The sequence below is a fragment of the Halomarina rubra genome (assembly GCF_023699475.1).
In the GTDB taxonomy this organism is placed as follows: domain Archaea; phylum Halobacteriota; class Halobacteria; order Halobacteriales; family Haloarculaceae; genus Halomarina; species Halomarina rubra.
On the sequence record NZ_JALXFV010000002.1, the window covers coordinates 64,502 to 76,662 of the forward strand.

Here is a 12,161-nt window from a genome sequence, read left to right on the forward strand (position 1 = left end):
CGTGGCGGTCGGCTCCGGTCGGCCGTCCGGCGCTCAGCGCTCGATGATGGACTCGTCGACGGTCTCCCCGAAGTGCCGACCGCCGGTCTCGTAGTAGACGAGCACCTCGTCGCCCTCCCGGAGGTCGGTGACGGCCTTGCGGCCCTCGCGGGTGGCGACCTTGATGGTCTCGGCGTTCTGGAGCAGCGTCTCGACGACGTCGCTCCCCTCGCCTGTGTCGAGTTCGGCCTGCACGCGGAACATCGGGCGGCGTTCGATCTTCGAGCGGCCGACGATGGCCTCGCGGGTCGATCCGTCGGCGGCGACGACCTGCACCTCGTCGCCCGACTTGAGTTCGGCGAGGTACTTCGTCGACCCGTCGGGCGTCCGGACGTAGGCGTGGACCGCCCCGGCGTTCACCCGGAACGGCCGGGAGGCGACGTACGGCGAGTCGGCGGTCTCGGCGTGGACGAAGAACAGCCCTCGGCTCATCGACCCGACCAGCATCCCCTCGTCGTGTTCGAACAGGCTCCCCGTGTCGACACAGACCCGGTCGGCGCTGCCGACCTCCTCGATGGCGGTGACCGTCGCGTACGAGAGGTCGAGGTCCTCGCGGTCGGTCGCGTCGCGCAACTCGACGGTCTCGCGGATGACGTCGGTGTCGTCGGTGTCGAGCAACACGGCGTCGGCTCCCTGTTCGAGCGTCTCGAAGGCGGTCTTGGCCTCCTCGGCGGTCGTGACGCCGGCGACGAGCGTCGTCTCGCTCCCGATGCGCGCGATGAGGTTCTCCAGCGGGATTATCTTCCAGTCCTCGCCGACGACGATGGTGTAGTCGGCGGCCTTGGCGGCCGCCTCGGCGAACGCCTCGTAACCCTTCCCCTGGATGCGGACGAACGAGGCGTCGGCCTGCCCGCGCCGGAGCGTCGTCAGGTCCGCCGACCCCGAGAAGTCACCGGGGAGGTCGACCGTCCCGTCGCCCTCCGCACCCTTCCCCACGACGAGGGCGTCGGGTTCCGCGCCGCCGTCGGCGCGCTCGGACTCGGCTTCCATCACGTGGACGTCGTCGCCCGCGAACGCCGCGACGTTCACCGTCCCCAACTCTCGGACCTTCTCGACGTCGGCGCGGTCGACGAGCACCCAGTCGACGCCCGCTTCGAGGCCCGCCGTGATGCGTCGTCGTCGCGCGTCCCAGTCACCGACCTCGTCGTCCGCCTTGAGCCAGACCGCACGTGTCATGGTCGCACGCTGTTCGGGTGACGTAATGAACGTGCTGGAAGCGCCAGTCTGCTGTGGGCTCGGTGAGGTGTTCGGCCTGCGACGCCGACTCGCACAACGCTTTTGCCGACCAGTTCGCTAGCTCCACCGAGTGACTGTGTCCTCCTCCCTCTCGACGGTGCTGTTCGACCTCGACGACACGCTCTGTGAGTACCGCCGCTCGCCGACCGACCGTCGCGCCGCGGCGTTCGACCGCGTCGGCGTCGCCCCCTACGGGTCGCCGACCGACTTCGACACCGTCCTCGGCGACCTGCCACCCGCCGACACCGACGTCGGGTTCTACACCAACTGGTTCGCCGCCGCCGCCGACCGCGTCGACGCCGACCGCACGCACGCTCCCGACCTCGGCCGAGCGTACGCGGCGGTCCTCGACCACCGCGACGTCCGCTACCGCCCCGGCGCTCGCGCGGCGCTCGACCACCTCACCGACCGCGCCGGCCTCGACGTGGGCCTCGTCACCAACGGCGGGCGCGCGAACCAGACCCAGAAACTCGACGCGCTCGACCTCGCCGACAGTTTCGACGTGAGCGTCTTCGCCACGCCCGAACGGGGGATGAAACCCGACCCCTACCCCTTCGAGCGTGCGCTTTCGGCGCTCGACGCGAGTGCCGACCGGACGCTCTACGTCGGCAACTCACTGCGCGCGGACGTCGCCGGCGCGGGGAGCCTCGGTCTGCGGACCGCCTGGTTCCCGACCGACCGCGCCCGCGTCCCCGACCCCGACCCGACGCCCGACCACACGCTCGACTCGCTGGCGGAGCTCCCGGCGTTGCTCTGAGCCGTCACGGCTCACCGCCTCCACGCCCCTCCCGTTTTATGTCGCTGCTGGCTGTCACTCTCTGCCATGACGTTCCGTCTCACCGACGACCAGCGCGAGTTGCGCGACGAGATACGCCGGTTCGTCGCGAGCGAACTCACACCGGTCGCGTCCACGCTCGACCACAGCCACACCTACCCCCGCGGTGTCCTCGACGCGCTCGCGGACCGCGGCGTCACCGGCCTCACCGTCGACGAGGCGTACGGCGGCCGCGGCGAGGGCCACGTCGAACTCGCGGTCGTCGTCGAGGAGCTGTCGGCCGGGATGATGTCGGTCGGGGCCGCGCTCGCGCTCCACCTCGGGGTCGCGTCGGTCGTCGAGCGCTTCGGCTCCGACGCCCTGCGAGGCGACGTGCTGCCGTCGATGGCACGCTTCGACACCGTCGGCGCACTCGCGCTCACCGAGGCGAACGCCGGGAGCGACAAAGCCGCGATGGAGACCCGCGCCGTCCGTGAAGGGAGCGAGTGGGTCGTCTCGGGACACAAACAGTGGGTGACGAACGTCCGCGAGGCCGACGTCGCCCTCCTCTACGCGAAGACCGGCCCCGAAGCGGCGGCCCCCGAGAACGTCAGCGCGTTCCTGGTGCCGACCGAGGACCTCACCGTCGACCACGACTGGGCCGCCATCGGTGGGAACAGTGTCCCGACCGCACGCGTCGAGTTCGCGGACCTCCGCGTCCCCGACGACCGCATGGTCGGCGAGCAGGGGATGGCGCTCGTCGAACGCGGGCGACTGCACGGCGGCGTCAACCTCCCGGCCCGTGCGGTCGGCATCGCCCGCGCCGCGCTCGACGCGGCGGTCGACTACGCCGACGAACGCGAGCAGTTCGACCAGCCCATCGGTGAGTTCCAGGGCGTGCAGTGGCGACTCGCGACGATGGCCGGACGGGTCGACGCCGCGCGACTGCTGACGCTCCGGGCGGCCGACGCGGCCGACCGCGGCGACCCCGACGCCGGCGCGCAGACGAGCATGGCGAAGGTCCACGCCACCGAGGCGGCCGTCGAGAACGCCTCCGACGCGATGGACGTCCACGGCGGCGTCGGCTTCACGAGCGAGTACCCCGTCGAACGGTACTTCCGGGACGCGAAGCTGCTCACCGTGGCCGGCGGGCCGAACGACGTCCACCGCAACACGGTCGCCGACGCCGTGCGCTCGGTGCCCACGGAGTGACCGTCGGACCGTCGATTCGTCGGGTCGCCCGGCGGTCACCCCGAAGACCGCAGGTGCAGGGCGCTCCGTCTTGCTCGCCGGGGCGTACCACGAACCATGGCAGAGAACGTACAGCCCAGCGTCGTCGAGACGACCGAGAACTTCTACCACGTCCGGTTCCGTGACCCCGAGGAGTTCGACGAGATTCGAACGCCGGAGTGGGCGACGGCACCCGCGGAGTCGGTCGTCGCCGGAAGCGAGGTCCGGACCGGCCACCGGCGAGCGGGCGACGACTGGTCCATCCAGAGCGTCCTCGTTCCCGTCGACGAGGTCGACGGCGAGCGTGAGGCCGTCGACCGGGCGACGGCGATAGCCGAGAAGATAGCGGAGTGAGGCCCACCCGCTCGCCGCTCGCGCTCGCTCCCGGACCCCGTGACGGCAGTCCGGACGCGTCGGGTGGGTCTCGTGCCCCCGCAAGCAGCGAGGTCATCCGTCCACCGGGTCTCCGTTCCCGGTGCGAAGGAGCCCCGACGAACCGCCTCCACCCGACGACCGGTCACCTCTGGTGTCGGTGTGGCGGCGTCGACTCCACGGAACCCACGGGACTGCTGGAGCGGGGACCCCACCGACTTCCCACACAGCGCGGACACCCGAGACGAGACCACCACGATGCTCACCGAACACTTCACCGACCTCCGACCGACCACCGACAGCCGTGCGGACGCCGCCCGCTTCGACTCCTCGACGGCGAACGGAACGGCCGCCGACGTCGAGGAGCGGTGGCGGACGGTCGCGACGAGCGCCGTCGGCGGGGGCCTCGCGACGGTCGTGATGACGCTGTTCCGAGAACCGACCGCGCGGTCGCTCCCGCCGACCGCCGACTTCCTCGGTCGGTGGCTCGGCGGCGCACCCGAGGACTACCCCGTCTCCGCCCTCGCGTTGCACCTCGTCTACGGCGTCGTCGCGGGCGTCGTGTTCGGCGCTCTCTGGCGACGATTCGTCCCGCGAACGAGCCAGCCGGAACTGTTCGGCATCCTCACCGGAAGCGCGTACGGACTCGTCCTCTCTGTGTTCGGCCGGCGCGTCGTGCTCAGACACCTCGTCGGCATGCGCCTCGACCCGGACGAAGCGAGCGTGTTCCACGCGGGGCACCTCATCTACGGCGTCGCGCTCGGTGGCTGGGTTGGCTCGCGGGTCCACCGGACCGACCCGTGAGTCGGCCGACGGTCGGCCGTCGCCGAGGGGTCACCGCAGGGCGTCGCCGTCGGGCGTGAACGACTCGTACGAGAGGTCCTCGGTCGCCGGCCCGTCGACGACGCGTCCGTCGAGTCGGAACCGCGACCCGTGACAGGGACAGTCCCACGTCCGTTCGCCGTCGTTCCAGCGGAGGAGACAGCCCATGTGCGGACAGACGCCGTCGACGACGTGGACGGTGCCCGTCTCGTCCCGGTAGCGGCCGAGGACGGCCCGACCGTGTCGACCCACCGTCGCCTCGCCGGGAGCGGGCAGGTCTGGGTCTCCTCCCGAGAGTCCCTGCACCCAGTCGCGAACGAACGTCGTGGCGACGGCCGCGTTCTCGGTGGCCAGTTTCGGAGCGGAGGCCCGGAGCGTGGCGCGGAGCGGTTCGAACGCGTCTCTGTTCCGGTTCGACCGACCGGTGAGCAGGTCGGCCAGTAGCACCCCCGCGGCGGTGCCGTTCGACATCCCCCAGCCGCCAAAGCCCGTCGCTACGTACAGTTTCGGCCAGAACGGGGCCAGCCCCCCGACATACGGGAGGCCGTCGGCGGAGGCGTAGTCCTGTGTCGACCAGCGGTACGGAATCGCCTGCACGTCGAACTGCTCTCGCGCCTCGGCTTCGAGCGCGGCGTACCGCTCGGCCGTCGGTGCTCCGTGCCCGGTCTTGTGGTTCTGGCCCCCGACGAGCGTCAGGGACTCCCCGTCCACCCGGGCGGGCCGAACCGAGAAGTACGGGTCCGTCGCCCGGTAGTACATCGCCTCGGGTGGCGGGTCGTCGGTCTCGAGCGCGAGGACGTACGACTGTTTCGGGTACTGCCGGAGGAACGCCCCGACCCTGTCGAGAAGCGGGAAGTGCGTCGCGAGGACGACGTCGTCGCTGACGACAGTGTTCCCGTTCGCCGTGACGCGACAGCGCGTCCCCGTCTCGACGTCCGTCACACGGCTCCGTTCGAACACCTCGCCCCCGGCGTCGACGACCGCTCTCGTGAGTCCGAGCAGGTACGCGTGTGGGTCGAAGAGCGCCTGGTCGTCGACCCGAACGCCCGCCACGGCGTCCCGGAAGGGGACGTCGTCGGCGGCGGTCGCGGGCAGGCCGGCGCGGGTGGCCGCCGCGACCTCGTCGCGGACCGACCCGACCTCCGCGACCGAATCGGTGTACGTGACCGCGGGGAGCCGTCGGAACCCGCACTCGATTCCGTGCGCCTCGACCCGGTTCGCGACGAACTCGACGGCGCGTCGGTTTGCGTCGGCGTACTGGCGGGTCGTCTCGACCCCGTGGCGTCGCTCCAGCGCGTCGTAGACGAGACCGTGTTGGGCCGTCACCTTCGCCGTCGAGTGGCCCGTTACGCCGTGTCCGATGCGGTCGCGTTCGAGGAGCACGACGTCGCGGCCGCGTTCGGCCAGGAGGAGCGCCGTCGTCACGCCCGCGACGCCGCCGCCGACGACCGTCGTCTGCGTCCGGACGTCCGTCTCGAGCGTGGGTGCCGGTTCCTCGTCCGGTGGCTCCAGCCAGAGCGAGCCACCCCGGTCGTCGGCCCTCCCGAAGTCGGTCATGGCGATGGGACGTGCCGCTGTCCGGCCGTCGGTTCGCGAAGCGGGTACATCGCTCTCGGTTTCGCAGGGGTCGGCTTCACGCTCCGGCCTGCGGACGCAGCCTCCGGCGGCCGCTGCACGCGCGGTCGCCGCCCCCGCCGGCACCGGCAAGGCTCGACGCTGAGTACGTGCTTCGCTGACGTGTCTCCTACGGCGTCGGGAGTCGTGCCCGTCGCCGAGGAGTCCCCATGAAGTCCCAGCGAACCGCCCGGACCGGTCGCCAGCACCGTCTGGAGCGTGCACGCCGGCTCGCCGTCGTCGGGTCGACCGAACTGCGGTCGGCCGGTGGGGGACGCCGGTGACGACGACCTACCTCCTCGGCCTCGTCGTCGTGGGAGTCGTCGTTCTCGCCGCGGCGGTCCTGCCCGAACTCCTCTCGGAACGTGCGCTCTCCCCCGCGCTCGTCTACCTCGCCTTCGGAGCCGTCGTGTTCTCGCTGCCGCTCGGCTGGCCGTCGCTCGACCCGATAGCGAACGGCGTCGTCGTCGAGCGACTGTCCGAGTTCGTCGTCGTCGTCTCGTTGATGAGCGCGGGACTGAAGCTCGACCGCCCGTTCGACGTCCGGAGCTGGTCGACGACGTGGCGACTGCTGGCCGTGACGATGCCCCTCACCATCGCCGGAGCGGTGCTCGCCGGCTGGTGGGTCCTCGGACTCGCTCCCGCGACGGCGGTGTTGCTCGGCGCGGTCCTCGCCCCGACGGACCCCGTGTTGGCGTCCGACGTCCAGGTCGGTCCGCCCGGCGAGGGCGAGGACGTCGGCGACGACCCCGCCGACCTCCGGGACAACGAACACGAGGTCCGATTCGCGCTCACCTCGGAGGCCGGCCTCAACGACGGACTGGCGTTCCCGTTCGTCTACGTCGCCGTCCTCGTCGCGACGTCCGGGGTCGGCGGGACCGACTGGGTCGGCACGTGGCTCGGGACGTACGTCGTCGGCAAGATACTCGTCGGCGTCGTCGGTGGCCTGGTCTGCGGGACCGTGCTCGCCGAACTCCTGTTCCGAGCCGCACCGACGACGCGCCTCGCCCGAACGGTCGAGGGCATCGAGGCGCTCGGTGGCACGCTCGTCGTCTACGGGGCGACGGAGCTGGTCCAGGGCTACGGCTTCGTCGCCGTCTTCGTCGCGGCGCTGGTCATCCGGCACCGCGAGCGCTCTCACGAGTACAACCAGGCGCTACACGACTTCGCCGAGGTGACGGAGCGTCTCGTCGTGGCCGTCCTGATCGCCCTGTTCGGCGGCATGGTCGCGAGCGGACTCCTCGCCCCACTGACGTGGCCGGCGGTCGCGGTCGCACTGGTCGTCGTGTTCGTCCTCCGACCGTTCGCGGGCGGTATCGGTCTCCTGGGAACGGGCATCTCGGTCGACGAGCGAGCGGCCATCGCGTTCTTCGGCATCCGTGGCATCGGCTCGTTCTACTATCTCGCGTACGCGCTCGAACAGACGACGTTCGTCGCTTCTCGGTTCGTGTGGGCGCTCGTGGGGTTCGTCGTGCTCACCTCGCTCGTCGTCCACGGCGTCGTCGCTACACCGGCGATGCGACTGCTCTCGCGACGGGGCGAAGCGTGAGCACCCGGGGCGAGCGGTCGACCGGCCGCCTCAGAACGCCCCCCACCCGCCGTCGACGTACAGCACCTCGCCGGTGACGTAGCTCGCCTCCTCGCTGGCGAGGTAGCAGTACGCGGGTGCGAGGTCCTCCGGGAACCCCGCCCGCTCCAGTGGTACGGGTTTGACGAACCCCTGGTCACCCGCCCGCTCCTGTGTGCTCTCGGTGCCGTTCTCGGTGAACTCCGTCGCTATCTGGCCGGGGGCGACGGCGTTGACGCGGATGTCGGGGGCGAGTTCGAGCGCCGCGCCGCGCGTTATCATCGCGATGGCGGCCTTCGTCGCGTCGTACTGGACCTGACCCTTCTGGGCGAACCGCGAGGAGATGGAGGCGGTGTTGAGGATGACGCCGCCGTCACCCCGGTCTCGCATGTCGCGGGCGGCGGCCTGCGTCCCGTAGAACGTCCCCTTGACGTTGACGTCGATGATTCGGTCGAGGTCGTCGGCTGCGAGGTCGACGAGCGACTCGCCGACGAACAGGCCGGCGTTGTTGACCATCACGTCGACGCCGCCCAGGTCGCGGGCGGCCTCGACGACCGTCGCCACGTCGCCGGGGTCGGCGACGTCGCACTCGACGTACTCCGCCTCCCCTCCGCCCTCCCGAATCACGCGGTGGGTCGGCACGCTGGCGTGGTCGTCCTTCGGTTTCTCGCGGACGTCTGCGACGACCACCGTCGCACCGGCCCGGCCGAACTCGAGGGCCGTCGCCCGGCCGATGCCCGAACTTCCCCCGGTCACGACGACCGTCTCTCCACTGTAGTCGAACGAGAGCGAACCCATGGACGGCCCGACGGGCGGCGAGAACTAATCGCTATGCGTTGCCTCCAGACTGGCGACGCCTGCGCTCCGCACGCGGCGGCGTCAAAACCGGGTGGCAGAGGCAGGGCGCGGGACCAACGGGTCACCGCGAGCACTTCCGTCCTAGATGAGTACGGAGTCTCCGCCACTGCACGACCGTATCGGCGCGGTCGAACGCGTCGCCGTCGACGACGAACGCCTGCTCACTATCGCCGTTCCCGCCGACGAGTCGGTCGCGTCGGTCCACGAGCGCGTCGAGGAGGACCACGCCGAGGCGTCGTACATCGACACGGACGACGCCACGAGCCACGAACGCGACGCGCTCGAACACGCCCGTCGAGTGCTCGCCGACTACGAGACCACGCCCGACAACGGACTGGTCGTCTTCGCCGGCGTCGTCGACGACGCGGCGACCGACTGGACGTTCGACGCCCTGCCCGACCCGGTGACGGAGTCGCGCTACGCGTGGGCCAACGAGTTCGACACGTCGCCGCTCGACGCCGTGGTCGGTCCCTCGAACAGCGTCGGTCTGCTCGTCGTCGACCGCGGCGGCGCGGCGCTCGGCCGCCTCGACGACGGCCGCCTCGACGTCCTCGAGGAGTTCGACAGCGACGTGATGGGCAAGACCCGAGCGGGCGGCCAGTCCGCCGAACGGTTCGAACGCGAGCGCGAACGCCAGCGCGACGAGTTCTTCGACCGGGTCGGCGAGACCGCCGAGCGAGCGTTCCGCGACCGGACGGCCGCAGAGCGCGCCACCGACGGCGACGGTGCCGTCGACGGAGTCGAGGACGAGGAGGGCGGTGTCGAAGGAGTGCTGGTCGGGGGGACGACCGGGACCGTCGAGCGGTTCGTCGAGGACGGACACCTCTCCTCGCGTCTCGTCGACGCGATGCTCGGCGACCCGTTCGCCGTCGAGTACGCCAACGAACGCGGCCTCGAACGACTCGCGGAACTCGGGCGCGACCGCATCGCGGCCGTCGAACGGCGTGGCCCGCGCGAGACGCTCGAAGACCTGTTCTCGGCGGCGGCCGACGAGGACCGGGTCGCCTACGGTCGCGAGGGCGTCGCGGAGGCGCTGACCTACGACGCCGTCGAGACGCTGGTGCTCGCCGACTCGCTCCGCACCGAGGCGTTCCGGGCGCTCGAATCGCAGGCGACCGACCAGGGCGGGGAGGTGGTCGTCGTCCCGGCGGACGTCGAGGGAGGCGACCGGTTCCGCGAGGGGTTCGGGGGGCGCGCGGCGTTCCTCCGATTCCCCATCGAGTGAGCGCGAGACTGTCTCGAACCTGTGACTGTGGCCGATTCGGAACGTAGGGTACTCTTTTCGAACTCTGGGTCCTCTACGTACCCGATGAGCACTATCGTCGTAGGCTCCATTCCCTCCGAGAGTTTCGCGCTCAGTCAGACGCTCCAACGGGTCGACGACGTCGACTTCGAGTGTGAACGGCTCGTCGAGACCGGCGAGGAGAGCGTCGCCCCGCTGTTGTGGGTCCGTGGCTCCGACGAGGAGACGCTCAAACAGGCACTCGACGACGACCCTTCGACGACGGACGTCGAACTGCTGAGTTCGTTCGACGGCGAGTGGCTCTACCGGATGGAGTGGGTCGACCGTGTCGACCTCGTCCTCCAGATGATAACGAACTCGCAGGCGACCATCATCGAGGCCTGGACGGACCACGGGCGGTGGTATCTCCGGGTCCTCTACCCCGACCGCGACAAACTGTCGAAGACCTACGACTACTGCGAGGAGCGGGGCGTCGAGTTCGACATCGAGATTATCAGGGAGATGGAGGGCGACCCGAGCAGTCGGTTCGGCCTCACCAGCGAGCAGTTCGACGCGCTCGTGTCCGCGTGTGAGGCGGGCTACTTCGCCGTCCCGCGCGAGACCGACCTCGACGAGTTGGCCGAGGACCTCGACATCTCCCACCAGGCGCTCTCCGAACGCCTCCGCCGCGGGACCGAGGTACTCGTCACCGAGACGCTGTTGGTCGGCCAGGGCGTTCGTCCCGACGACTGAGACGAATCGGGACCGTCGCACAGGTACCGAGTGAGACGAGACGACCTGTGGTCTCCGAACCCCGGCGAGCGGCCAGTCGTCGACGAATCGTATCAACAGTAAATCAGTTTCGGACAGTCGTGGCCGGCGACCTGAGCAACCCGTATATCCTGGGCCGACCCACTCTCGAACTGATGAGCACTATCGTCGTCGCCTCAGTTCCGGCCGAACAGTTCGCGCTGTACCGGACGCTCCAGGCCCACGAGGACATCGCCGTCGAGTGCGAGCGACTCGTGGAGACGGGTGCGGACGCCGTCGTCCCGCTGGTGTGGGCGACCGGTCCCGACGAGGAGACGGTCCGGGCGGCGCTCGAAGCGGACCCGACGACGACGGACGTCGAACTACTGAGTTCGTTCGACGGCGAGTGGCTCTACCGGATGGAGTGGGTCGACCGGGTGGGGGTCGTCCTCCAGATGATCGCGAACTCCGAGGCGACCATCATGGAGGCGTGGACCGACCGCGAGCGCTGGTGGTTCCGAGTGCTGTTTCCAACCCGCGAGGGACTCTCCTCGACGCACGACTACTGCGAGATCAACGACCTCCGGTTCGACATCGAACTCGTCCGGGAGATGGAGGGCGACCCGAGCGGTCGCTACGGCCTGACGACCGAGCAGTTCGACGCGCTCGTGGCGGCCTGTGAAGCCGGCTACTTCGCCGTTCCGCGTGAGACCGACCTCGACGAGTTGGCAGAGGACCTCGACATCTCCCACCAGGCGCTCTCCGAACGCCTCCGCCGTGGGCAGGAGGCGCTCGTCACCGACACGCTGTTACTCGGGAAGAAGAGCCTCGGATAGCCCCCGCTCGTCGTTCGCGAGAACCGTACGGAGGAGCGTCGCGACGGGTCGTTCAGACGCGAGCGGAGAGGCCGGCCCGTTCGAGTGCGTCCACGGCATCCGCGTCCTCGTGGACGACGGCGCTGACGGCGCGGGTGATGGCCTCGGGGTCCTCGTGCTGGAACACGCTGCGCCCCATCGAGACGCCCGCCGCGCCGGCGTCCATCGCCCCGCGGACCGCCTCCAGCGTCGCCTCGTCGCCCGATGGCGACCCGCCGGCGATGACGACCGGCAGGCGCGTGGACTCGACGACGTGTTCGAAGCTCTCGGCGTCGCCGGAGTACGCCGTCTTGATGACGTCCGCGCCGAGTTCCTCGCCGAGTCGGACCGCGTGACCGAGCGCCTCGGCGTCGTGTTCGTCGACACCGGGGCCGCGGGCGTACGTCATCGCGAGGACCGGGACGCCGAACCGTTCGGCGGCCTCGGTGACCTGTGCGAGGTCCTCTATCTGTTTCGGTTCGTGGTCGCTCCCGACGTTGAGGTGCAGCGAGACGGCGTCCGCGCCGGCGCGGATGGCCTCCTCGACGGTGCCGGTCATGCGCTTGTCGTTGCTGTCCGGGCCGATGGTCGTCGAGGCGTTGAGGTGGACGATGTAGCCCGCGTCGTTCTTGTTCGGGTGGACGCGCGGGGCGACACCTTTCTGGGTGAGCACGGAGTCGGCCCCGCCGCGCGTCACCGCGTCGATGGTCGACTCGATGTCCTTCAGCCCCTGTACTGCCCCCATCGTGATGCCGTGGTCCATCGGGACGACGACGTACTTCCCGTCTGTCCCGATTCGGTCGAGTCGTGCCTGTGTGCCTGCGTTCATTGAGTGTGTGAGAG

At 70.3% G+C, this 12,161-nt stretch carries 12 protein-coding genes; 8 read left to right on the plus strand and 4 right to left on the minus strand.

Annotation, left to right across the window (positions count from 1 at the left end; genetic code table 11):
• Positions 1-33: 33 nt before the first annotated feature.
• Positions 34-1,215, minus strand: a complete 1,182-nt coding sequence (locus M1L36_RS01485) for a 3-dehydroquinate synthase II (protein ID WP_250871933.1) — start codon at positions 1,213-1,215, stop codon at positions 34-36.
• Between the two features lie 130 nt (positions 1,216-1,345).
• Here M1L36_RS01485 and M1L36_RS01490 point away from each other — a divergent pair, with 130 nt between their 5' ends.
• The 4 genes from M1L36_RS01490 (at position 1,346) to M1L36_RS01505 (ending at position 4,435) form a co-directional block, all read left to right on the plus strand.
• Positions 1,346-2,032 carry an HAD family hydrolase gene (locus M1L36_RS01490; protein WP_250871934.1) on the plus strand — a complete coding sequence of 229 codons (687 nt, stop codon included), beginning with the start codon at positions 1,346-1,348 and terminating at the stop codon, positions 2,030-2,032.
• 66 nt (positions 2,033-2,098) lie between these two features.
• On the plus strand, positions 2,099-3,241 hold the full coding sequence (locus M1L36_RS01495) for an acyl-CoA dehydrogenase family protein (protein ID WP_250871935.1): 1,143 nt from the start codon (positions 2,099-2,101) through the stop codon (positions 3,239-3,241).
• 96 nt (positions 3,242-3,337) lie between these two features.
• The gene (locus tag M1L36_RS01500; protein WP_250871936.1) at positions 3,338-3,613 is read left to right on the plus strand and encodes a hypothetical protein; all 276 of its coding nucleotides are present in this window, start codon (positions 3,338-3,340) and stop codon (positions 3,611-3,613) included.
• A gap of 276 nt (positions 3,614-3,889) precedes the next feature.
• Positions 3,890-4,435, plus strand: a complete 546-nt coding sequence (locus M1L36_RS01505) for a hypothetical protein (protein ID WP_250871937.1) — start codon at positions 3,890-3,892, stop codon at positions 4,433-4,435.
• A 30-nt stretch (positions 4,436-4,465) separates the two neighbouring features.
• Here the strand turns inward: M1L36_RS01505 and M1L36_RS01510 are convergent, their stop codons facing one another.
• On the minus strand, positions 4,466-6,010 hold the full coding sequence (locus tag M1L36_RS01510; RefSeq protein WP_250871938.1) for an FAD-dependent oxidoreductase: 1,545 nt from the start codon (positions 6,008-6,010) through the stop codon (positions 4,466-4,468).
• A 337-nt stretch (positions 6,011-6,347) separates the two neighbouring features.
• On the opposite strand from M1L36_RS01510, the gene M1L36_RS01515 reads away from it, so the two are divergent.
• The gene (locus M1L36_RS01515) at positions 6,348-7,616 is read left to right on the plus strand and encodes a cation:proton antiporter (protein WP_250871939.1); all 1,269 of its coding nucleotides are present in this window, start codon (positions 6,348-6,350) and stop codon (positions 7,614-7,616) included.
• Between the two features lie 30 nt (positions 7,617-7,646).
• Here the strand turns inward: M1L36_RS01515 and M1L36_RS01520 are convergent, their stop codons facing one another.
• Positions 7,647-8,432, minus strand: a complete 786-nt coding sequence (locus M1L36_RS01520; RefSeq protein WP_250871940.1) for an SDR family NAD(P)-dependent oxidoreductase — start codon at positions 8,430-8,432, stop codon at positions 7,647-7,649.
• 145 nt (positions 8,433-8,577) lie between these two features.
• On the opposite strand from M1L36_RS01520, the gene M1L36_RS01525 reads away from it, so the two are divergent.
• From M1L36_RS01525 to M1L36_RS01535, 3 genes are all read left to right on the plus strand, one after another.
• Positions 8,578-9,717: a Vms1/Ankzf1 family peptidyl-tRNA hydrolase gene (locus M1L36_RS01525; protein WP_250871941.1), complete on the plus strand. Its 1,140-nt coding sequence runs from the start codon at positions 8,578-8,580 to the stop codon at positions 9,715-9,717.
• A gap of 84 nt (positions 9,718-9,801) precedes the next feature.
• Positions 9,802-10,467, plus strand: coding sequence for a helix-turn-helix domain-containing protein (locus M1L36_RS01530; protein ID WP_250871943.1), 666 nt, complete (start codon positions 9,802-9,804; stop codon positions 10,465-10,467).
• Positions 10,468-10,640: 173 nt separating this feature from the next.
• Complete coding sequence (locus tag M1L36_RS01535) at positions 10,641-11,300, plus strand: helix-turn-helix domain-containing protein (protein WP_250871944.1); 660 nt, start codon at positions 10,641-10,643, stop codon at positions 11,298-11,300.
• Between the two features lie 52 nt (positions 11,301-11,352).
• Here M1L36_RS01535 and M1L36_RS01540 read toward each other — a convergent pair whose 3' ends face one another.
• Positions 11,353-12,147 (minus strand): 2-amino-3,7-dideoxy-D-threo-hept-6-ulosonate synthase, encoded by a 795-nt coding sequence (locus tag M1L36_RS01540; protein ID WP_250871945.1) that lies wholly within the window; start codon positions 12,145-12,147, stop codon positions 11,353-11,355.
• Positions 12,148-12,161: the final 14 nt, after the last annotated feature.

Bases quoted from the DNA above. Each gene is read 5' to 3' on its own strand.
- M1L36_RS01500 (WP_250871936.1), top strand. From the start codon at position 3,338: ATGGCAGAGAACGTACAGCCCAGCGTCGTCGAGACGACCGAGAACTTC.
- M1L36_RS01535 (WP_250871944.1), top strand. From the start codon at position 10,641: ATGAGCACTATCGTCGTCGCCTCAGTTCCGGCCGAACAGTTCGCGCTG.
- M1L36_RS01495 (WP_250871935.1), top strand. From the start codon at position 2,099: ATGACGTTCCGTCTCACCGACGACCAGCGCGAGTTGCGCGACGAGATA.
- M1L36_RS01540 (WP_250871945.1), bottom strand. From the start codon at position 12,147: ATGAACGCAGGCACACAGGCACGACTCGACCGAATCGGGACAGACGGG.
- M1L36_RS01530 (WP_250871943.1), top strand. From the start codon at position 9,802: ATGAGCACTATCGTCGTAGGCTCCATTCCCTCCGAGAGTTTCGCGCTC.
- M1L36_RS01510 (WP_250871938.1), bottom strand. From the start codon at position 6,010: ATGACCGACTTCGGGAGGGCCGACGACCGGGGTGGCTCGCTCTGGCTG.
- M1L36_RS01505 (WP_250871937.1), top strand. From the start codon at position 3,890: ATGCTCACCGAACACTTCACCGACCTCCGACCGACCACCGACAGCCGT.
- M1L36_RS01525 (WP_250871941.1), top strand. From the start codon at position 8,578: ATGAGTACGGAGTCTCCGCCACTGCACGACCGTATCGGCGCGGTCGAA.
- M1L36_RS01485 (WP_250871933.1), bottom strand. From the start codon at position 1,215: ATGACACGTGCGGTCTGGCTCAAGGCGGACGACGAGGTCGGTGACTGG.
- M1L36_RS01520 (WP_250871940.1), bottom strand. From the start codon at position 8,432: ATGGGTTCGCTCTCGTTCGACTACAGTGGAGAGACGGTCGTCGTGACC.